Here is a 20,756-nt window from a genome sequence, read left to right on the forward strand (position 1 = left end):
GCGCGTCAGGGCGGCGACCGCCTGCCGCCCACGCCGCGCAGCGCCGCCATTCCATTCGCGCGGCCACGCCGCCTGCGACCTGAATTCGCGGTCCGGCTGATTGCCCTCTCTGGAACCGTTCCATATCCTTCCGAAGGCACCGTCATTGGTTGGAGGACATATGAACAGGTTGATCGTCGCTGCGGGAGCCCTGCTCTCGCTGACACTGGCGAACGGGGCTCTTGCCCAGACCGCCGGAGATCCGGATGCCGGCAAGAAGGTCTTCCGCAAATGCATGGCCTGCCACGCCGTCGGCGAAGGCGCCAAGAACAAGATCGGCCCCGAGCTGAACGGCGTCATCGGCGAGAAGCCCGGCGCCGTCGAGGGCTATTCCTTCTCGCCGGCCTTCCAGGAATGGGCGGCCGACAAGGCGGCCTGGAACGAGGAACTGATGACGGCCTGGCTCACCAATCCGCGCGATGTGGTGAAGGGCACCAAGATGGTCTTCCCCGGCATCAAGAAGGAACAGGAGATGGTCGATATCATCGCCTATCTCGCCTCCTTCGACGAAGCCGGCGCAACGCGCGATCCGGCCGAGGCCCTGGCTGCCGCTGCGGCCCAGTAGGCTCACTTCCCGGAGACGCAGATCGCGGCCGCCCTCGGGCGGCCGTTGTCGTTTCGGCGCAGCCGGGCGTCAACGGCCTGCGAACGGACGCCTCATTCGGGAGCCGTTTCCACCACCGGCTCGCCGGCCGGCAGTCGGTCAATCAGGGCGTCGATTTCGGGATAGAACCATTTACGTCCCGGATAGCCCTCGAGCCGTCCGATTTCGCGGCCCTCGTCGTCCACCAGCACGAAGGTGGGCGTGAAGACGGCGGGCACCAGCGTATCGATGCCGCCGCGACGATCGTCATGGATGTCGACCCGGCGCAGCGGGGCCAGCCTCCCGGCGTTGCTGGCGGGATAGCCCGGTGCGATCTCGGCGTCGAAGGCCTCGCAGAACGGACAGCCAGCCTGCTCGAACATCAGGAGCTCGGCAGCATTCGCCTGTCCCTCGGCAGCGAACAGCACCGCCGCCAGCCAGACCGCCGCGAGAGCATCGAAGACCCGGCTTGATAGGAAGAGCGCCGACATGGCGTCACGCTAGCACGAACGCGCAGGTCCCGGAGGGCCCGGCAACTCCAATACCGGCGGCGCCTGTCCCGGCGCCGCCGAACATTGTCTAGCGGTAGATGTCCATGACTTCGTTGAGAAGCGCCAGCGCCTCTTCCTTCGGGCGCTGGAAGGAGTTGCGACCGATGATCGAGCCGTTGCCACCACCTTCGCGGATAGCGCGCACTTCGTCGAGCAACTCGTCGGTGTTCTTCGCGGCGCCGCCCGAGAAGACCACGAGGCGCTTGCCGGCAAAGGCCGCCTGCATGATGTGGCGGACCCGCGCTGCGGCCGTGTCACCGGGGATCTCGTACTTGTCGTAGACCGTCTTGGCCGCGTCGAGATCGAGATGGCTGGTCGGCAGCTTCACCTTGATGATCGTCGCGCCCATCAGCGCCGCCATGTGCGCGGCATAGGCGATGATGTCGAGCGCGGTTTCTCCGTCCTTCGTCACCTTGCCGCCGCGCGGATACGACCACACCACCGTCATCAGGCCGCGCGACTTGGCCTCGTAGCTGATCTCGCGCAGTTCCTCGATCATGGCGTAGGAATTGTCGGCACCCGGATAGATCGTGAAGCCGACGCCGACGCAGCCGAGACGCATGGCGTCCTCGACCTTCGCCGTCACCGCCTGGTCGGCGCCGCCGACCAGCGAATTGCCGCTGTTCAGCTTCAGGATCAGCGGCACCTCGCCGGCAAAGGTGTCAGCGCCCTGCTCGAGCAGGCCGAGCGGAGCGGCATAACCGGAAACACCAGCGTCGATGGCCAGCTGGTAGAGATAGTGCGGGTCGTAGCCGACGGGGTTCGGCGCAAAGCTGCGGGCCGGACCATGCTCGAAGCCCTGGTCGACCGGCAGGATCACGACGCGGCCGGTACCCGCCAGCTTGCCGTGCATCAAGAGGCGGGAGAGATTGCTTTTCAGGCCGGGCGTCTCGCCCTCGTACCAGGACAGGATCTCGCGGACGGTCTGCGTTCTTAGCATGTCTCTCCCCTTCGTGGCACCGGCGGCCACCCTGGCCCACCGGTTGGTTCGTCATCCCTATTGATGACCCGGACGCGTGACGTCCAGTACCGGGCGCATGCTCGCCGGTATTAAAATCGGTTGAATAGCCGGCGGCGTCGATCGCGCCCGTTTTGAGCCGACTAAAGAAACCGGATCAGTGACTTCGGGGGTTTGTCCGCGCAACGAAACGGCCGTTCGCGCGTTAACGGTTCGGAGGTCTGTGATGCTCGGTGTTTCTGCGTTCCCGCCTGGATTTGGTAGCGACGAATATATGATGTTCGCCTGCGGCGGCAGCGCGGCGCGGACGGATGCTGTCTCCGCCGATGTGCCCGCGACTGAAGCGGCGCCATCTGCAGCGGCAGACCCGATCACGACAGCCGCCCAGGCGGACGTCGTGCGCGAGCCCGTCCATGCCGCGGAGCCGGTACATTACACACCGCAGGTCTGGGCGCAGGCCGAACCGACACGGCAGCAGGTCCGGCTGGGCAGACGGGGCTTCTATCTGGCCCGCTCGCAGCGCGACGATCTGGCGAGTGGCGCGGCCGTCGCCGACAACCGGATGACGAGCGTCATGATCCCGACGGCAGTGGTCGGAACCCTCCTCGCCATGGCCGGATATTTCTTCGACGTTCTCCTCTGAGCATTCCGCCCGGCCATGCCCGGGTACCTGCTCAAGGACAAAGACGCCCCAATCGGGCTGACGACACGCGCGGCGTCTCATTTCGGCCCGCCGGTTGATCCATAAGGCTGAATCAGCAACATCGCTTTTCCAGCCGATTGACCGGAGCAGTTTCATGAGATGGTTCGTCACCGTCCTCGCAGTCCTGTTGACTGTGTTCGCCGGACCGACCGCCGCGCAGACGTCCGACGAGACCCTCGTCGTCGGCCAGATCGCCGAGCCGAAATCGCTCGATCCGCAGACCGTGACGGCGACCAACGACTTCCGCATCCTGGTGAACGTCTTTGACGGGCTGGTGCGCTTCAAGCGCGGCACGCTCGAGGTCGAACCGGCGCTCGCGACCGACTGGACCGTGTCCGACGATCAGCTGACCTACACCTTCAATCTGCGCGAAGGCGTGACCTTTCACGACGGCACGCCGTTCGATGCGGAGGCGGTGAAATTCACCTTCGACCGGATGCTCGACCCGGACCACCCGCAGCACGGCACGGGCCCCTTTCCCCTCGCCTTCTTCTTTTCCATGGTCGAGGCCGTCGAGACCCCCGATCCGATGACCGTGACGTTCCAACTGAAGGAGCCGTTCGCGCCATTCCTGTCCAATCTGGCCTACCCGACCGGCCTGATCGTCTCCCCGGCGGCCGTTGCAGAAAGCGGCCAGGGCTTTGGCCGCGCGCCCGTCGGAACGGGAGCGTTCCGCTTCGCCGAATGGACACCGGACGAGGCTGTCACCCTTGCCCGCAACCCCGATTACTGGGATGGCGCGCCATCGATGGAGTCGGTCGTCTTCCGACCGATCCCGGACGCCGCCGCCCGTGCCTCCGACATGCTGTCGGGGGGTATCGACATCATGGCCGAGGTGCCGCCCGCGAGCCTCGTTGCCTTCCGCGACAACCCCAATTTCATCGTCCACGAGGAAACCGGCCCGCATCTCTGGTTCCTGATCCTCAACACAAGGGAAGGCCCCTTCTCCGACAAGCGCGTTCGCCAGGCGGTCAATTACGCCATCGACAAGGAGAGCCTGATCGAGGACGTCCTGCAGGGCACCGCGGACATCGCTGCCGGTCCCATTCCGCCCGCCTTCGACTGGGCCAATGACGGCTCCGTACAGCCCTATCCGCACGATCCGGAGAAGGCGCGCGAACTGATCCGGCAGGCCGGCGTCGAGGGCGCTTCCCTCACCTTCTACGTCGCCGAGGGCGGGTCCGGAATGCTCGCTCCCGTGGCCATGGCCGAAGCCATCCAGACCGATCTGAAGGCGGTCGGGCTCAATGCCCGGATCGAGACCTATGAGTGGAATACCTTTCTTTCCAACGTCAATCCGGGCCTCGCGGGCAAGGCCGACATGGCCGAGATGGCGTGGATGACCAACGACCCCGACACCTTGCCCTTCCTGGCGCTGCGCAGCGATGCCATGCCGGAGACGGGTGGCTTCAATGCGGGCTATTACGCCAACGCCGAGGTCGACCGCCTGCTCGCCGAAGCCCGCCGGACGACCGATCCCGCCGCTCGCGGCGCCCTCTACAACCAGGTGCAGGCGATCATCCACGAGGATGCGCCCTGGGCCTTCATCGCCAACTGGAAGCAGAATGCCGTCGCCACGACGGCGATCGAGAATTTCGACCTGGAGCCGAGCTTCCTCATGCTCCTGCGCGGCGTCTCCAAGGGGTAGCTCCCCCGGCAACCGGCGTCGGCGGACGGCGCGCTCGCCGATGCCGGACTCCGTGCGCCCTCGGCCGACAAATCATCTGCCGCAACACAAGCAAAACCAAGCAGATCGGATTCTTTGAACGACTCTAAACTGGACTTTAAGAGTTGACTTTACACCGGCCCAAGTTCTAGCCCGAAACGACAGTCACGGGCTGACGGCTCGCCCCTGGCAATTTGGCAGAAGCCGGACAGGCGTTCGGCCAGAACTGGAGCACGACCATGAACTCTCTCCGCCCAATGGCCCGAACCGGCCTCGCCGCCCTTTCCGGCGTCTTCCTGCTGGCGGCCGCCCCGTCGGCCCTCGCCGCCGACGGGGCACCGGACAAGGCCGCGGTTCTCGCGAACTATTCCGACATCGCGCTCGCCGGCTACCAGGACGCGCTCGCTGCGGCGAAGACGCTCGACGAGGCCACCGACGCCCTGATCGTCGATCCCAGCGAGGCGACCCTGAAGGCCGCCCGGGATGCATGGCGGGCTGCCCGGCCGAGCTACCAGGAGACCGAGGCCTTCCGCTTCGGCAATCCGATCGTCGACGACTGGGAAGGCCGCGTGAATGCCTGGCCGCTGGACGAGGGCCTGATCGACTACGTCGCCGGCACCTACGGCACCGAGTCCGACGCGAACAATCTCTACACTGCCAACGTCATCGCCAACCCGTCGATCACCATCGGCGGCGAGACCATCGACGCCTCGACCATCACGCCCGAACTCCTTCAGGACAAGCTGCAGGAAGCCGGTGGCGTCGAGGCGAATGTCGCCACCGGCTACCATGCGGTCGAGTTCCTGCTCTGGGGCCAGGACCTGAACGGCACGGACGCCGGCGCCGGCGAGCGCCCGCACACCGATTTTGCCAGCGGCGACGACTGCACTGGCGGCAATTGCGACCGGCGCGGCCAGTATCTCGACGCGGCCACAGACCTGCTGGTCACCGACCTGGAAGAGATGGTCGGCAATTGGGAAGAGGACGGCGCGGCCCGCAAGGCTCTGCTCGATTCCCCCGAGAACGGCATTTCCGCGATCCTCACCGGCATGGGGTCGCTCTCCTACGGCGAACTGGCCGGCGAGCGCATGAAGCTCGGCCTGCTGCTGCACGATCCGGAGGAGGAGCATGACTGCTTCTCCGACAACACCCACATCTCGCACCTTCACGACGCCATCGGCATTCGCAACGTCTATACCGGCCGCTACGAGCGCACAGACGGAACGATTGTCGAGGGCCCGTCCGTCTCCGACCTCGTTGCCGCCAGCGCGCCGGAGATCGATCAGGAGCTGCGCGCCAAGCTCGACGCGACCGTGTCCGCGATGGAGACGATGGCCAAGGCGGCCGAGGACGGCGAGGCCTACGATCAGCAGATCGGCGAAGGCAACGACGAGGGCAACGCCCGCGTCCAGGCCGCGATCGACGGCCTGGTCGACCAGACCCGCGCCATCGAGCGCGCCGTCGCAGCGCTCGATCTGGGCAATGTCAGCATCGAGGGCTCCGACAGTCTGGACAACGTCAACGCCGTCTTCCAGTAAGCTCCGGCGCCACCTCCGGCGGCCCCAGGGTCCGTCGGAGGTGGCCTTGACCGCGCCGACGAGACCCTTCGCCACAGTGCGGCCGGCGCGATAATCGACAATACCGGGGCGCGGCGGGTTCGCCGCGTCGATATCGGGAGAGGCGAATGCGCTTCGCCGCAGGCATGGCAATCTTCGCGGCGGCGCTGACCGTGCCGCTCGCGCTTCCGATCGGCGCCGCCATCGGACTGGACCGCCCGGTCCGCGATGACCTGACGCCGAAGGATCTGGCCCGCGTCCGGGCCGTCACGACCCCGACCACCGACTTCACCAGACCGGAAAATTTCGAGGCGATGCCCGGCGGTGGCGCGACCTCGACCAAGCTCGTCAATCGCGATTCCTTCAGCCAGGTCTCGGCCAACCAGACCTTCGCCGGCGAAGACCGCTTCAAGCTGGGCAACGCCCTTTTCCGCAAGCTCTGGGTGTCCTCGCCCTCCTCGACCGAAGCATCCGACGGTCTCGGACCGCTGTTCAATGCCCGCTCCTGCCAGAGCTGCCATATCAAGGACGGTCGCGGCCGCCCGCCCCGGCCGGGCGAAGACGCCGTCTCCATGTTCCTGCGGCTGTCGGTCCCGCCCTCGACGGACGAAGAGCGCCGCAAGCTCGCCACGCGCGAACTCAGCCGCATTCCCGAGCCGACCTATGGCGGCCAGTTCCAGACCTTCGCCACGCCGGGCCTGAAGCCCGAGGGCCGCGTCGTCATTGACTATGACGAGCGCGACGTCACCCTTGCCGACGGCACCAACGTCTCGCTGCGCCACCCGACCTATTCCGTCGCCGATCTCGCTTATGGGCCGATGGCCGAGAATGTCTTGATGTCGCCGCGGGTTGCCCCGCCGATGATCGGCCTCGGCCTCGTCGAGCAGATCGAGCCCGCCGACATCCTCGCCCGCGCCGATCCGAACGACGCCGATGGCGATGGCATTTCCGGCAAGCCGTCCATGGCGCGTGATCCCAAGACCGGCGAGCCGGTCCTCGCGCGCTTCGGCTGGAAGGCGACCATCCCGACCATCAAGACCCAGACGGCCGAAGCCTTTTCCGGCGACATCGGCATCTCGACCCCGCTGGTCACCGATGCCTTCGGCGAATGCTCGATTGCCCAGACCGTCTGCCGCGACGCGCCCTCCGGCGTCCAGCCCCGCCTCGGCGAGGTGGAGGCGCCCGATCCGATCCTCGGGCTCGTCACCTTCTATTCGCAGAATCTTGCAGTGCCGGCCCGGCGCGACGTCGATGCGCCGGAGGTCCTGAAGGGCAAGCAGCTCTTCTACAATGCCGGCTGCGCCGCCTGTCACACCCCGAAATTCGTCACCTCGCGCGATGCCGAGGACAAGGCGCTGCGCTTCCAACTGATCTGGCCCTATTCCGACTTCCTGCTGCACGACATGGGCGAAGGCCTTGCTGACGGCCGCCCGGTGGGCGACGCCGACGGCAACGAATGGCGCACCCCGCCTCTGTGGGGCATCGGGCTCACCGAGACCGTCAACGGCCACACGATGTTCCTGCACGACGGCCGCGCCGGCAATCTGACCGAAGCGATCCTGTGGCATGGCGGCGAAGGCCAGGCCGCGCGCGATGCCTATGCTGCGATGGACAAGGCCGACCGCGACGCGCTGCACGCATTCCTGGAGTCCCTATGATCGCCTCTCTGTCCCGCAGCGCGCTTGTCGGCCTTGCGCTCCTGTTTGCCGGCGCCACGGCCTCGCACGGCCAGGAGGACGGCACGGCCGAGCCGTCCCGCGCGACGGAGGCCGAGAAACTGGCGGTCGTCGCCAACGCCATCGACGGCTTCATCCGGCCCGGCTATGCGCAGTTCCACGACCACGCCACGGCCGTCGCGAGCGCCATGAATGGCCTCTGCAGCGAACCGGGCGACACCGCACTGCAGGACGCCCGCGACCGCTTCGCCAACCTCGCGACGAGCTGGTCGCGCATCGAGTTCGTCCGCTTCGGCCCGGTCATGGAAGACAACCGGCTGGAGAAGATCCTCTTCTTTCCCGACCGCCGCGGCATCGCATTGCGTCAGATCCAGGGCATTCTCGGCGGCGAGGACGAGACAGCGGCGACGCAGGCGCGCCTCGCCGACAAATCGGTCGCCGTTCAGGGGCTGGGTGCGCTGGAATTCGTCCTGCACGGGACGGATGCCGAGACGCTCGCCACCAATCAGGGCGCCTTCCGCTGCACCTACGGCCGGGCCATCGCCCGCAACCTTGCGTCCATCGCCGGCGAACTCGACGCAGCCTGGGCCGCGGACGTCGGCATCGCCGCCCGCCTGACCGCGCCGGACGCCGCCGATCCGGCCTGGCGCAGCGCCGAAGATTCGCTGCAGGAGATCGTCGGCATCTTCATCCATGGCTTCGAGGCGATCCGCGACCTGCGGCTGCGCCCGGCAATGGGCGAAAGCGCCGAAGCAGCGAAGCCCAACCTCTTCCTGTTTCGCCGCTCCGAACTCGCGCTGGCCTCCCTGCGCGCCAATTTCGCTGGCATGAACGACCTCTTCGCCGCATCGAAGCTCGCTGGCCTCCTGCCCGAGCCGCAGGCCTATCTGGAGGATTCGATCCTGTTCGAATTCGCCAATGCCGAACGCACCCTGTCCGAACTCGCGCCGCCGCTGACGCAGGTGGCGAGCGAACCCGACAAGCGCCAGGGGCTGACCTATCTCCTGATCGTCACCGACAGCCTGCAGAGCCAGTTCGCCGAACAGGTCTCGCCCATTCTCGGCCTGTCGGCCGGCTTCTCGGCCCTCGACGGCGACTGAGAGACGGTCGCGCCGAACCAACGCAGGCGCAGCCCATGGCACGCGCCGGGAATTGTCCGATGTCCTTTCGCCCGCATCCCGCCAGCCGCGGCATCCTTCTCGACCGCCGGCGCTTTCTCGCAGGCGCCGGTGCCGCCTTCGTCGGGGGCCTGACTGCCCGTTCCGCCGCCGCTTTTGAACGAGCCGACGCCCTGTTCGGCGCGTCCTGTCGGCGGCCCGACGGCAGCTATGGCTGCGCGATCTTTTCCGAGCGCGGCGAGATCGTCTCGACGGTCTCCCTGCCGGACCGCGGCCACGACGTCGCCTATGATCCCGTCCGTCGCCGCGCGGTGGTCTTTGCCCGCCGGCCTCGCACCTTCGCCATCGTCTTCGATCCGGTCAGCGGCGAGACACTCCAGACGCTGACCTCGGTCGAAGGCCGGCATTTCTTCGGCCACGGCTTCTTCTCGCCCGACGGCGCGCTGATGTACGCCACCGAGAACGACTACGACGCCGCCCACGGTGTGATCGGGGTCTACGATGTCGCGGCCGGCTACCGGCGCATCGGCGAGTTCGATTCCCACGGCATGGACACCCACGAGGCGCTGCTGATGCCCGACGGCGAGACCATCGTCGTCGCCAATGGCGGCATCGAGACCCACCCCGATTACGGCCGGCAGAAGCTGAACCTTGCCACCATGGAGCCGTCCATCGCCTTCATCGATCGGCGAAGCGGCGACCTTCTCGACCGGCAGCTGCTGCCATCGCATCTGCACAAGCTGTCGCTGCATCACATCGCCGTCGATGCGCAGCACCGGGTCTGGTTCGGTGGCCAGTACCAGGGCGCGTCCGGCGACGCGCCGCCGCTGGTGGGCTTTGCCGAAGCCGGCCGGCCGCTGGCCCTCACCGCCATGCCAGAGACCGACCTTGCCGGCCTTGGCAATTATATCGGCTCGGTCGCCACCAGCCGCGACGGCGCCCGCGTCGCGGTCTCCTCGCCGGTCGGCAACACGATGCTGATCCTCGAGGCTGCCACGGGCGACATCCTCTCCCGCCATGCCCTGCGCGACGGCTGCGGCCTCGCCCCGGACGGTTCCGGCTTCATGGCGACCAGCGGCGCCGGCGACATCGTCCGCCTGGAAGACGACGACAGCCCGACCCGGGCCGACCTCGAATGGGACAACCACATCCTGGCGCTTGACGCGGTGGGCTGACCCGGCGGACGATCCCCCTTCGCACTCAAGGAGGTCACGTCCATGTCCCTGCTCGTTCCCGTCATCCTCGGTTCGGTGCGCACCGAACGGCAGGGCATCAAGGCGGCGAAATTCGTCATCGCGAAGCTGAGCGAGCGCGGGCACGAACCGGTGCTGGTCGACCCGATGGAGCTCGACCTGCCGCTCCTCGACAGGATGTACAAGGAATATCCGCGCGGCGAGGCACCGGAGAAGCTGGAGCGGCTGGCCGACCTCTATCGGCGGGCCGACGGCTTCGTCGTCGTCAGCGCCGAATACAACCAGTCGGTCCCGCCGGCGCTGAAGAACACGCTCGACTATTTTCTCGAGGAGTATTTCTGGCGCCCTTCGACGATCGTGTCCTATTCCGCCGGCCGGTTCGGCGGTGTCAGGGCGGCGATCGCGTTGCGCCCGATCCTCGCGGAAATGGGCATGCCCAGCCTGCCGTCGATCCTCGCCGTCCCGTCGATCGGCAAGTCGCTGGGCGAGGACGGCGCCGCCACGGAGGACTGGATCGACCGCTCGGCTGCAAAATGGCTCGACGAATTCGAATGGTACGCCACGGCGCTGAAGGCCAAGCGCGACGCCGACGGCACGCCGTCCTGAGCCAGGCTGGCAGTAACTTCCCCTCGTCATCGCACTCTGCCATGATCGCCCCGGATGCAGGGCCATGGTCGGGAGACGGACGATGCCGGGTCGGCTGACATTCTACCACAATCCACGCAGCCGGGCAGCGATGGTGCGCTGGATGCTTGAGGAAGTCGGCGCCGAGCACGAGATCGTGCCGATCGATTTCGAGGCGGGCGACAATCGCCGCCCGGACTTCCTGGCGATCAATCCCATGGGCAAGATCCCTGCGCTGGTGCTGGACGACGGCACGGTGATCACCGAGACGCCTGCCATCATCGCTTGGCTCGCCGATGCCTATCCCGCCGCCGGCCTCGCGCCCCGCCAGGACCGCCCCGAACGCGGCAGCTATTATCGCTGGCTGTTCTTCGGCGGAAGCTGCTTCGAACCGGCCCTGACCGAAACGATGATGCGCAAGGACGCCGTGCCTCTGTCGAAATCCACCGTTGGCTGGGGCTGCTACAACGACGTGATAGACACGCTGGAAGCCGCTTTGTCGGGCGGCCCCTATCTGCTGGGTGACAATTTCACCGCCGCCGATCTCTATATCGGCGCGCAATTGAACTGGGCGGGAATGATCGGCGCACCCCGCATCGGCGACAGCACGCCCATCCAGGCCTATGTCGAGCGCGTCATCGACCGCGATGCCTTCCGCCGGTCGATGCGCCCCCTCTGACCCGTCTCAGACCGCCGGAGCCCGGCTCGCTTCGGCGAGGAACGTCCAGACATAATCGGCGAAGGATCGCCAGCACTCGATCTCGAAGCGCTGTTCGCCGGTGCGCCACAGAACGATCTCCGCCTTCGACAGCACCGTGCGGCTGCAGGCCCCCAGCGGAAAGCTGACCGGCCGGATATCCTGCGGACAGCCGGCGGCAACGACCGCTTCGGCGGCCGGCCCGTCGACCACGACCCCGACATTGCGATGGGAAATATCGACCACGGCGATGCCGGAGACGACGGCGAGCGCCTCCGCCAGGGGCCCGTCCGACGCGGCGAGGGATTCCGCCGCCTCGCTCCCGTCGAGGATCAGCCATTCGTCCGGTCCCAGCCAGAGCGCCGATACGCCGCCCTGGCGGGCGCTCGTCTTTGGCCGCACGGGCAATTCCAGACCGAGCGCGGCACCGGCGGCGCCGACGGCATCCCCCCTTGCCCGCAGGATCAGACGGCGGCGCGGTGCGGTCGGAACCAGCGTCACGCCGGGCCCGCTGGCCTGGCGCCCGTCGAGCGGTGAGAGCCGCCGTGGCATCTCGCCGGTCCTGCCGGCCCCATGCGCCGGCGTTGCCCCCTTCGGTCCGTTTGTCTGCGGATCAACCATGCAGCCGCTCCCCGTCCGGATCGAAGAACACCGGCTCCGTCACTTCCACCGCGATCGTCTCCGTCGGCATGGGCACGTAGAGGGTCTGGCCGACCAGCTTGCGCCCGTCCTTGACCATCGCCAGTGCGATGGACCGCCCCAGCGTCTGCGAGCGATAGGCCGAGGTCACATGGCCGAGCATGGTCATCGGCACGCGCTGGTTCGGATCGGCGACGAGCTGCGCCCCCTCTTCCAGAACCGTCAGCGGGTTGGCGGTCTTCAGGCCGACGAGCTGCTTGCGGCCCGGTGCCGACAAATCCGGCCGTTCCAGCCCCCGCTTGCCGACGAAATCCGCCTTCTTGCGCGACACCGCCCAGGCCATGCCGGCATCGGCCGGCGTCACGGTGCCGTCCGTCTCCTGGCCGACGATGATGTAGCCCTTCTCGGCCCGCAGCACATGCATGGCCTCGGTGCCATAGGGCTCGACGCCCAGGCTGCGTCCCCGTTCGCGCAACGCATCCCAGACGCTGCGGCCGTAATCCGAAGGCACGTTTATCTCGAAGCCGAGCTCGCCGGTGAAGGACACGCGGAACAGCCGGCAAGGCAGTCCCATGAAGCGGCATTCGGCGACGGACATATGCGCGAAGGCGTCCGGCCCGATGTCCAGCCCTTCGACGAACGGCGCGATCAGGTCCCGCGCCCGCGGCCCCTGCACGGCGATCACCGACCATTGCTCGCTGATCGAACTGGTCCAGACCGCCATCTCGGGGAATTCGGTCTGGCGGTAATCCTCCATGAGGTTGAGCACGCGCGGCGCACCGCCCGTCGTCGTGGTGACGTGAAAGCGGTCCTCGGCGATCCTCGCAACGATGCCGTCGTCGATGATGAAGCCGGCCTCGTTCAGCATCAGCGCATAGCGGCACTTGCCCACGGCGAGCCGCGACAGCGGCGTCGCATACATCAGATCGAGAAACGCTCCCGCATCGGGCCCGACCAGTTCGATCTTGCCGAGCGTCGAGGCATCGAAGAGCCCCGCCGCCTCGCGCACCGCGTGGCATTCGCGGTCTACCGCCGCGTGCTTGTCGGCGCCGCGCGGGAAATACCAGGCGCGCTTCCACATGCCGACATCCTCGAAGACCGCGCCGTCTGCTGCCGCGCTCTCGTGGATCGGCGTCTGCCGGGTCGGATCGAACAGCGCCCCCTGCGCGAAGCCTGCAATGGTACCGAAGGACACCGGCGTGAAGGGCGCGCGGAAGGTGGTCAACCCCACCTCGGGCATCGGCCGGCTGAGCGCTTCGGCCGCAACGCCGAGGCCGTGAATATTCGACGTCTTGCCCTGGTCGGTCGCCATCCCGGTGGTGGTGAAGCGCTTGATATGCTCGACCGACCGGAAACCCTCGGCGACCGCGAGACGTATGTCGCGGGCCGTCACGTCGTTCTGGAAGTCGACAAAGGCCTTCACGGCCTTGCCGGGTCCGGCCGCCGGCGTCGCCCCGGCCATGCCGCCGCCGAACCCAGCCGCGCCGTCGACCGTGACCGCCTCCGCCGCAGCGTCATCACCGCCAGCGGCGGCGCGACCGGCGCTGCGTGCGCCCGCAATGGTTTCGGCGAGATCGAACTGGCCGGCAGCCGCGCCGACGCTGACGCAGGCCTGCACCGGCTCGGACGGCACATAGGCCTGCAGGTCGGCGTCGAAGGCGAGCTTGCCGCGCGATTGCGAGAACAGATGCACCGACGGCGTGAAGCCGCCCGACATCAGTAGCGCATCGCAGTCGAAGCTGCGATTGTCGTGTCCCGAGCGCAGCTCCTCGATGGTGATCCCGCGGATCCGGCGTCGGCCGCGCACGCTCTTCACGCCATAGCCGCAGAGCACCTCGATGCCCGCAACCCGCGCCGCGCCCGTAAGACCCGGCCCCGGTTCCTCGCGCAGATCGACGATGGCCGGCACGTCCACACCGGCGCGCTTGAGATCCAGCGCCGTGGCATAGGCCGCGTCATGGGCGGTGAAGACGCAGACCCTCTCGCCAACCGCGACGCCGTAGTGATTGAGATAGAGTCGCGCCGCGCCCGCCAGCATGATCCCCGGCCGGTCGTTGTCCGGAAACACCAGCGGCCGCTCGATGGAGCCCGTCGCCAGCACCACCTGTTTCGCCCGTACCTGCCACAGCCGCTCGCGCGGCAGGGCCGGGTCCGGCTGCGCCAGATGCTCGGTCACCTGTTCGCAGAGCGCGACCATGTTGTGATTGTAATAACCGAAGGCGGTGGTGCGGGGCATCACCCGCACATTCGGCATCGCCGCGAGACGGGCAACTGCATCGGCGACCCAGTCCATCGCCGGCACGCCGTCGATCGTCGTGCCGCTTTCGGCCCGCAGCCAGCCGCCGAAACCGGCATTCTCGTCGCAGATCAGGACGCTTACCCCGCTCGCGCCGGCCTCGAGCGCCGAAGCAAGACCCGCCGCGCCCCCGCCCGCAACAAGCACGTCCACATGCGCGAAGCGATTGGCGTAAGTGTCGGTGTCGGGCGCATCCGGTGCCCGGCCAAGCCCCGCGGCGGCCCGGATATAGGGCTCGTAGACCCGGTGCCAGAAGGTCTTCGGCCACATGAAGGTCTTGTAGTAGAAGCCCGCCGTCAGGAAGCGCGAGAACAGACCGTTGACGGCGCCGACATCGAAATCGAGCGACGGCCAGCGATTCTGGCTGACGGCCTCCAGCCCGTCATGGAGCGGCTGCATCGTGGCGCGGATATTGGGCGTGCGCCGCGCCGCGTCGCGGCGGATCTCGACCAGCGCATTGGGCTCCTCCGGCCCCGAGCCGACGATGCCGCGCGGCCGGTGATATTTGAACGAGCGGCCGGTCAGATGGATGCCGTTCGCCAGCAGCGCCGAGGCCAGCGTGTCGCCTTCGCGGCCCGCATAGCGCTGGCCGTCGAAGCTGAAGGCAATGCGCCGGGCATTGCCGAGACGGCCGGCCTCGGGAAGTCGCCGCGACGTCATCGTCCCGTCTCCCCGCCACCGACATTCAGACCGTCGGCGCCGACGGTTGCCGGCGTGGCGCCCGCGCCAAGCGGGTCGAGCGCAAGGCTATTCTCGGCGGCAATGTCCGGCTTCGGCTCGCCGGCCTTGTAGAATGCGAGAAACCGGTCGGACACGGAATGCCGGGCGGCGTTGAAGAACCGGCCGCAGCCATGCACATGCCGCCAGCGCTCGAACACGACACCGCGCGTGTTGGTGCGCAGATAAAGGGATTCCGCGACCGCCCGTCCGGCGTCGAGCTCGGCGGAGGGCCGCGCGATGTGCGCTTCGCCGGCATGGCGGAACTCCGGTTCCGGCCGGTCGTCCTCGCAATAGGGGCAGTGGATCAGCAGCATCGTCCGCCTTTCCGCGCTAGTGGGCGACGGCGGCCGCGGCCGCCTCGTCGATGAAGCGCCCGGTCTCGAAGCGGTCGAGGCTGAAGGCGGCATTGATGGGATGCGGCTCGTCGCGGGCGATCGTGTGGGCGAAGACATGGCCCGAGCCCGGCGTCGCCTTGAAGCCACCGGTGCCCCACCCGCAATTGACGTAGAGCCCCGGCACGGGCGTCTTGGACAGGATCGGCGAGCGGTCCGGCGTCACGTCGACGATGCCGCCCCAGGTCCGCAGCATTCGCATGCGCCGGAAGATCGGGAACATCTCGGCGATCGCGTCGAGCGTGTGGTTGAAGATCGAGAGGCTGCCGGTCTGCGAATAGGACGGATACTGGTCGGTGCCTGCCCCGATCACCAGTTCGCCCTTGTCCGACTGGGAGACATAGGCGTGGACGGTGTTGGACATCACCACGCAAGGAAAGCACGGCTTCACCGGCTCGGAGACCACCGCCTGCAGCGGGAAGCTCTCGATCGGCATGCGCACGCCGGCCATGTCCATGACGACGGAGGTGTTGCCGGCCGCCACGACGCCGACCTTGCGGGCGCCGATGAAACCGCGCGAGGTCTCGACGCCCGCCACGCGGCCGTCGGTGCTGCGCCGGATGCCGGTAACCGTCGTGTTCTGGAGGACATGCACGCCGCGGGCCGAGGCCGCGCGGGCATAGCCCCAGGCGACGGCATCATGCCGGGCGGTGCCGCCACGCCGCTGCAGCGCACCGCCGATCACCGGATAGCGTGTGTTCGCCGAGATGTTCAGCGGCGGGCAATAGGCCTTGCACTCGTCCGGCGTCAGCCATTCGTTGTCGACGCCGTTCAGCCGGTTGGCGTGAATGTGGCGCTGGGCGCCCTGCCGGTCGTGCTCGTTGTGCGACAGCATCAGGACGCCGCGCGGCGAGAACATGACGTTGTAGTTGAGGTCCTGGGAGAGGCCCTCCCACAGATTGACCGCGTGGTCGTAGAGCGCCGCGGATTCGTCATAGAGATAGTTGGAGCGGATGATCGTGGTGTTGCGGCCGGTGTTGCCGCCGCCGAGCCAGCCCTTCTCGATCACCGCGATGTCGGTGATGCCGTGCTCCTTGGCGAGATAATAGGCCGTGGCCAGCCCATGGCCGCCGGCGCCGACGATGACCACGTCGTAGGTCTTGCGGGGTTCGGGCGAGGCCCATTGCTCGGTCCAGCCGGAATGGCCGCGCATCGCTTCGCGTGCCAGCGCAAAGGCCGAAAATCGTCGCATAATTCGCCCCGCATCCGAATGGCGCACGATCGAGGACACCGTCCGCCCGTCAGGTGTAGCGCCGCCCTGCCCGCTGGAGCAATGGCCGCACTCCCCATGTCTAGCGGGGATCGCGCCGCACCATGCTCCGATTGCGACGGCCGGTGACGCAGCGACGAAATGCCGGCGGCGACGGCGCGGAGCGCTGTGATCGCCGCCGGCCCTGACGACTTTACATCACCGGTCGGCGGGACCGGCCGACGAAACCACCGGCCGCGCCGACCAGCAGGCCCAGCAGCAGTGCGACGAAGGCACCGAAGGACGCGGAGGACACCACCTGCGCCGCCTCGGCCGCCGCGCGCCGGGCATCGCGCTGCGCCTCGTCGAAGCGCTGCTGGAACGCCTGCAGCCGCTGGCGCGCCTGCGCCGTCGGGATACCCGCGCCGTCGGCGATGGCCTGCACGGCGGCCGTGCGCTCGTCGGACGTCGCATCCTCGGCAAGTCCGGCGGCGATCGTCGTCACCGCGCCGGCAAGATCGGCGGAGCCGGCCTGCGCAGCGGAACTCGCAACATTTGCGTCACTGTCGCCCGCCACGCCGTCCTCGCCGTCAGGTCCTGCGGCGTCGGTCGCCGCCTGCGAAGCCGGGGCGGCCGTCGCGCGATCGAGAAGCTGCGCGACCTCGCGGCGGATCGGATCGGGCAGGCTCGAATCCGACTGCGGTGCGGCCGTGGCCGCGGCCCGGGTCAGGCCCTGGATCGAACTGCCGATCGCACCGAAGGCGCCGCCCACCACGGCCGAGGCACCGCTGGTCAGGAGAAACACCACCACCAGCGTGGAGGTCGCCCAGGTGATGACGCCGTGCAGAACCGCGTCGGTTCGAGAGACGCTGCCCGACAGGCGACCGGCAGTATAGGCGCCGACGAACAGCCCGATCAGGACGACCGCGATGGTCCACAGCCCTCCGGCGGACAGGAGCGCACCGGCATCTCCGGCGGCGGCAGCCTCGATGCTGGAAAGGCCGATGCCCAGCCCCAGGAGGCCGAGCATGAATTGCAGCGCCATCGCCAGCAGCGAACCCGCGACGATCGCCCCCCAGGAGATGCGCGGCAAGGCCTGTGCAGAGGCCGAAGCCATTGTCCGCTCGCGTCGAATGTCACTCATGTTATGTTGTGTCCCGCTCAGGTGGCCTAGGGTCAGTTTCGCGACCCTAGGCAATTTTGCACTGCACTTGAAGCAGCGAAGGCTGCGCGGGCGCATATACTCTTGGTGGATACGATATCCATCGTGAAATCGCGATTGCCTGTGGGCCCCTGTGCTGGCTGCGGACACGGCGAGACGATACGGCATGGCCGGGGCACCGGCGGGTGGGCGAACGGACGAAGGAACCAGGAATGACCGGATTTCCACGCAAACTCGCCATTGGCCTTGCCGCCGGCCTCATCGCCGCATCGGCCACGGGACCTGCCGCAGCGAACAGCGATGTGCCCCGGATCGCACTCGCCAACATCTACTATCTCGATACGTCGGGCGAGCCGGGCGACAGGACGGCGGAACATGCCGCACGGATCGCTCTGTTCGAGTCGAAACTCGGCGAGGGTCTCGCCGACCGCGCTGCCTATGAGGTCGTCGCGCTGACCTGCGGCCAGCCCGAATGCAGCGTCGGCACGCTCAGCGTCGAAAAGGCGGTCGAGGCCGCCGCGGCGCTCGACGTGGACTATCTCCTGCTCGGGGCGGTCCAGAAGGTCTCGACGCTCGTCGGCATGGGCCGTGTCGACATCATCGACATCGAGGGTCGCAGGGACGTCTTCAGCCGCGTCCTGTCATTTCGCGGCGACACCGACCAGGCCTTCGTCAGGGTCGCCGACTTCGTGGTGACGAATGTCTCGCAGGCCGACTTCGATGCCGCCGGGCCCGGTCCCGCCGGCGCTGCGAACCGCTGACGCCATTCGGCACGGTCAGTGTGGCCGGAGGACCTCGACAAGAAGGCCATCTCCTGCTATCGGCCAGCGCGCTTCGAAGCAACAGGCTCCGCGGCACAGCTTTTCTCGTCCCTATACGGCCCGTCCACACTTCAGAAACGGAACACCCCTGTGCAGGTAGTTGTACGCGACAACAACGTCGACCAGGCGCTTCGCGCGCTCAAGAAGAAGATGCAGCGCGAAGGAATCTTCCGCGAAATGAAGATGCGCGGCGCGTTCGAGAAGCCCTCCGAGAGGCGGGCCCGCGAGAAGGCCGAGGCGGTCCGCCGCAGCCGCAAGCTGGCCCGCAAGCAGGCCCAGCGTGAAGGCCTGCTGGCCGGCGGCCGCGTCCACTAAGCAGCCGTAATTTCGACCGTTTTGGTAATTCAAGTGCGGCGGCCGGCCTCCGGCCGCCGCCTTTCGTCGTTTGCGGCGCAACCGCATGCATGGCATAGGACAGTTCGGTTTGCCGTCGCGCGGGCGAGCGTCCCAGGCGATCCGAACGTCCGAACCGTCTCTTGAGGAACAGTCCGTCGATGCCGCAGCTTTCCCACCCGATCGCCCTTCACCCGGCCGACCATTGCGCGCCGCATGAACCCGCCGGTCGCGCGGCTGGACTTCTGCGGGCCACCGCGGCGCTCGGGCTGATCGCGATTCTTTCCGCCTGCCAGACCGCCGACGGCCCCGCCGTGACCGCGATCGCGCTCGACCAGAACCAGGGACTCGAGCAGAACCTCGCCTCGCTCAGCCAGACGGTGGACGCCAATCCCCGGGACCCGGAAGCCTACAATGTGCGCGGCACCGCCTATGGCCGCGCCGGCAACTACAAGGCCGCGATCGCCGATTTCACCATGGCGTTGCAGCTCGACCCGAATTTCCATCAGGCCTATGCCAATCGCGCGCTGGTCTACCGCCAGACCAACGAGCCGTTGAAGGCCGTCGAGGACTACAACGCCGCCCTGCGGATCAATCCGAACTACGATTCCGCCTATATCGGCCGCGGCAATGTCTACCGCGTGGCCGGTCGCAACCGCGAGGCGCTGGCCGACTTCCAGCGCGCCATCGACCTGAACACCACGGATCCGCGCGCCTATCACAATCGCGGCCTGCTCTATCAGAAGGACGGCCAACACAAGCAGGCGATCGAGGACTTCTCGACGGCCATCTCGCTGCAGGCCAACGCCTCGGAGCCCTATTCGGGTCGCGGCGTCTCCTATCTCGCGCTTGGCGACGAGGAGAATGCCTTCACCGACTTCAATACCGCCCTGAAGCTCGACGACACCAAGGCCGAGTACTGGACCAACCAGGCGCTGGTCTATGAGCGTCGCGGCGAGACCAAGCGCGCCTTCCAGTCCTATGCGCGCGGCGCGCAGATCGACCCAAAATACGTGCCGGCCAAGGACGGCATGGCCCGCACGCGCGGCGGCAACGCCACCTGATCAGTGCGACGCCCGGCCGCGCAAGCGGTCGGGCCGGCTCTCCCCGGCGATCGGGAGAGCGTCCGTGACCTCCGCGATCACGGCCATTTCAAAATGACATCATCCGTCACGGAACAGGAAGGCTCCTGCGCGGTTCTCCCCGGCGAACGGGACAGAACAATGCAAGGAATGCCCTTATGATTTCCAGAATTTCGAGCCTCGCCATCGCAGCCACGCTCGCCGCGGCACCGTTCGCCGCAACCTCCGCTCAGGCGGCAGAAGTGAAGGCCGGCGTGCTCGGCTGCCACAGCGACGGCGCGACGGGCTTCATCGTCGGCTCCTCCGAGGATCTGGTCTGCGAGTTCACGCCGGCCGGTGACGGCCCGGTCGAGCTCTATGCCGCGACCCTCGACACCTTCGGCCTCGATGTCGGCGTCACCGGCCGCACGGTCATGACCTGGGCCGTCGTCACGGCCGACGGCTACACCTACCAGCCGAACGGCCTCCAGGGCACCTATGTCGGCGCCACGGCAGATGCCTCGGCCATCGTCGGCGGCGGCGCCAACGTGCTCGTCGGCGGCGCGCAGGACAGCTATTCGCTGCAGCCGGTCAGCGTCCAGGCGCAGGAAGGCATCAACGCCGCCATCGGCGTGTCGAAGTTCACCCTGACGCCGGCCGAGCCGGTCGTCACCGAGCCGGCCACGGTCGCGGTTCCGGCCGTTCCGGCAGGCCCGGGCGAAGTCCGCCCGAAGTAAGCCGGCCGACCCACGGTCCAGAAACGGAAAAGGCCCTGCCGG

At 67.6% G+C, this 20,756-nt stretch carries 20 protein-coding genes; 13 read left to right on the plus strand and 7 right to left on the minus strand.

Features of this window, described 5'->3' with window-relative positions; genetic code table 11:
• Positions 1-160: 160 nt before the first annotated feature.
• Complete coding sequence (locus tag N7I30_RS05260) at positions 161-604, plus strand: c-type cytochrome (RefSeq protein ID WP_024349017.1); 444 nt, start codon at positions 161-163, stop codon at positions 602-604.
• 92 nt (positions 605-696) lie between these two features.
• On the opposite strand, the gene N7I30_RS05265 is transcribed toward N7I30_RS05260, so the two are convergent.
• Both N7I30_RS05265 and N7I30_RS05270 read right to left on the minus strand, forming a co-directional pair.
• Positions 697-1,113 carry a thioredoxin fold domain-containing protein gene (locus tag N7I30_RS05265; protein WP_498637233.1) on the minus strand — a complete coding sequence of 139 codons (417 nt, stop codon included), beginning with the start codon at positions 1,111-1,113 and terminating at the stop codon, positions 697-699.
• An 88-nt stretch (positions 1,114-1,201) separates the two neighbouring features.
• Positions 1,202-2,113 (minus strand): class I fructose-bisphosphate aldolase, encoded by a 912-nt coding sequence (locus N7I30_RS05270; RefSeq protein ID WP_024349019.1) that lies wholly within the window; start codon positions 2,111-2,113, stop codon positions 1,202-1,204.
• Between the two features lie 415 nt (positions 2,114-2,528).
• Between N7I30_RS05270 and N7I30_RS05275 the strand changes: the two genes are divergently transcribed.
• The 8 genes from N7I30_RS05275 to N7I30_RS05310 all read left to right on the plus strand — a co-directional run bounded on the left by N7I30_RS05275 (position 2,529) and on the right by N7I30_RS05310 (position 11,346).
• Positions 2,529-2,774, plus strand: coding sequence for a hypothetical protein (locus N7I30_RS05275; protein WP_498637235.1), 246 nt, complete (start codon positions 2,529-2,531; stop codon positions 2,772-2,774).
• Between the two features lie 154 nt (positions 2,775-2,928).
• Positions 2,929-4,482: an ABC transporter substrate-binding protein gene (locus N7I30_RS05280; protein WP_498637237.1), complete on the plus strand. Its 1,554-nt coding sequence runs from the start codon at positions 2,929-2,931 to the stop codon at positions 4,480-4,482.
• A 257-nt stretch (positions 4,483-4,739) separates the two neighbouring features.
• The gene (locus N7I30_RS05285) at positions 4,740-6,038 is read left to right on the plus strand and encodes an imelysin family protein (protein ID WP_498637239.1); all 1,299 of its coding nucleotides are present in this window, start codon (positions 4,740-4,742) and stop codon (positions 6,036-6,038) included.
• A gap of 146 nt (positions 6,039-6,184) precedes the next feature.
• A complete protein-coding gene (locus tag N7I30_RS05290) occupies positions 6,185-7,714 on the plus strand; it encodes a di-heme oxidoreductase family protein (RefSeq protein ID WP_498637240.1) in 1,530 nt (509 codons plus the stop codon).
• A complete protein-coding gene (locus tag N7I30_RS05295) occupies positions 7,711-8,832 on the plus strand; it encodes an imelysin family protein (RefSeq protein ID WP_498637242.1) in 1,122 nt (373 codons plus the stop codon). The genes N7I30_RS05290 and N7I30_RS05295 overlap by 4 nt, the downstream gene beginning before the upstream one ends.
• A gap of 59 nt (positions 8,833-8,891) precedes the next feature.
• A complete protein-coding gene (locus N7I30_RS05300) occupies positions 8,892-10,025 on the plus strand; it encodes a DUF1513 domain-containing protein (protein ID WP_498637244.1) in 1,134 nt (377 codons plus the stop codon).
• Positions 10,026-10,067: 42 nt separating this feature from the next.
• On the plus strand, positions 10,068-10,649 hold the full coding sequence (locus tag N7I30_RS05305) for an NADPH-dependent FMN reductase (protein WP_498637246.1): 582 nt from the start codon (positions 10,068-10,070) through the stop codon (positions 10,647-10,649).
• 82 nt (positions 10,650-10,731) lie between these two features.
• A complete protein-coding gene (locus N7I30_RS05310) occupies positions 10,732-11,346 on the plus strand; it encodes a glutathione S-transferase family protein (RefSeq protein ID WP_475362306.1) in 615 nt (204 codons plus the stop codon).
• Between the two features lie 6 nt (positions 11,347-11,352).
• On the opposite strand, the gene N7I30_RS05315 is transcribed toward N7I30_RS05310, so the two are convergent.
• From N7I30_RS05315 to N7I30_RS05335, 5 genes are all read right to left on the minus strand, one after another.
• The gene (locus N7I30_RS05315) at positions 11,353-11,916 is read right to left on the minus strand and encodes a sarcosine oxidase subunit gamma (RefSeq protein WP_498637248.1); all 564 of its coding nucleotides are present in this window, start codon (positions 11,914-11,916) and stop codon (positions 11,353-11,355) included.
• Between the two features lie 61 nt (positions 11,917-11,977).
• Positions 11,978-14,959, minus strand: a complete 2,982-nt coding sequence (locus tag N7I30_RS05320) for a sarcosine oxidase subunit alpha family protein (protein ID WP_498637250.1) — start codon at positions 14,957-14,959, stop codon at positions 11,978-11,980.
• Positions 14,956-15,333, minus strand: a complete 378-nt coding sequence (locus N7I30_RS05325; RefSeq protein ID WP_498637252.1) for a sarcosine oxidase subunit delta — start codon at positions 15,331-15,333, stop codon at positions 14,956-14,958. Before N7I30_RS05325 ends, N7I30_RS05320 begins: the two co-directional genes overlap by 4 nt.
• 16 nt (positions 15,334-15,349) lie before the next feature.
• The gene (locus tag N7I30_RS05330; RefSeq protein WP_498637254.1) at positions 15,350-16,603 is read right to left on the minus strand and encodes a sarcosine oxidase subunit beta family protein; all 1,254 of its coding nucleotides are present in this window, start codon (positions 16,601-16,603) and stop codon (positions 15,350-15,352) included.
• Between the two features lie 211 nt (positions 16,604-16,814).
• On the minus strand, positions 16,815-17,744 hold the full coding sequence (locus tag N7I30_RS05335; RefSeq protein ID WP_498637256.1) for a hypothetical protein: 930 nt from the start codon (positions 17,742-17,744) through the stop codon (positions 16,815-16,817).
• A 230-nt stretch (positions 17,745-17,974) separates the two neighbouring features.
• Between N7I30_RS05335 and N7I30_RS05340 the strand changes: the two genes are divergently transcribed.
• The 4 genes from N7I30_RS05340 (at position 17,975) to N7I30_RS05355 (ending at position 20,714) form a co-directional block, all read left to right on the plus strand.
• Positions 17,975-18,523, plus strand: a complete 549-nt coding sequence (locus N7I30_RS05340; protein WP_498637258.1) for a DUF2380 domain-containing protein — start codon at positions 17,975-17,977, stop codon at positions 18,521-18,523.
• A 150-nt stretch (positions 18,524-18,673) separates the two neighbouring features.
• Positions 18,674-18,898 carry a 30S ribosomal protein S21 gene (rpsU, locus tag N7I30_RS05345; RefSeq protein ID WP_029702632.1) on the plus strand — a complete coding sequence of 75 codons (225 nt, stop codon included), beginning with the start codon at positions 18,674-18,676 and terminating at the stop codon, positions 18,896-18,898.
• A 179-nt stretch (positions 18,899-19,077) separates the two neighbouring features.
• Entirely contained in the window at positions 19,078-19,980 is a 903-nt protein-coding gene (locus tag N7I30_RS05350; RefSeq protein ID WP_498637260.1) for a tetratricopeptide repeat protein, read from the plus strand.
• Between the two features lie 176 nt (positions 19,981-20,156).
• Positions 20,157-20,714, plus strand: coding sequence for a DUF992 domain-containing protein (locus N7I30_RS05355; protein ID WP_187390338.1), 558 nt, complete (start codon positions 20,157-20,159; stop codon positions 20,712-20,714).
• Positions 20,715-20,756 lie beyond the last annotated feature (42 nt).

Source organism: Aurantimonas litoralis, assembly GCF_026153195.1.
GTDB lineage: Bacteria > Pseudomonadota > Alphaproteobacteria > Rhizobiales > Rhizobiaceae > Aurantimonas > Aurantimonas coralicida.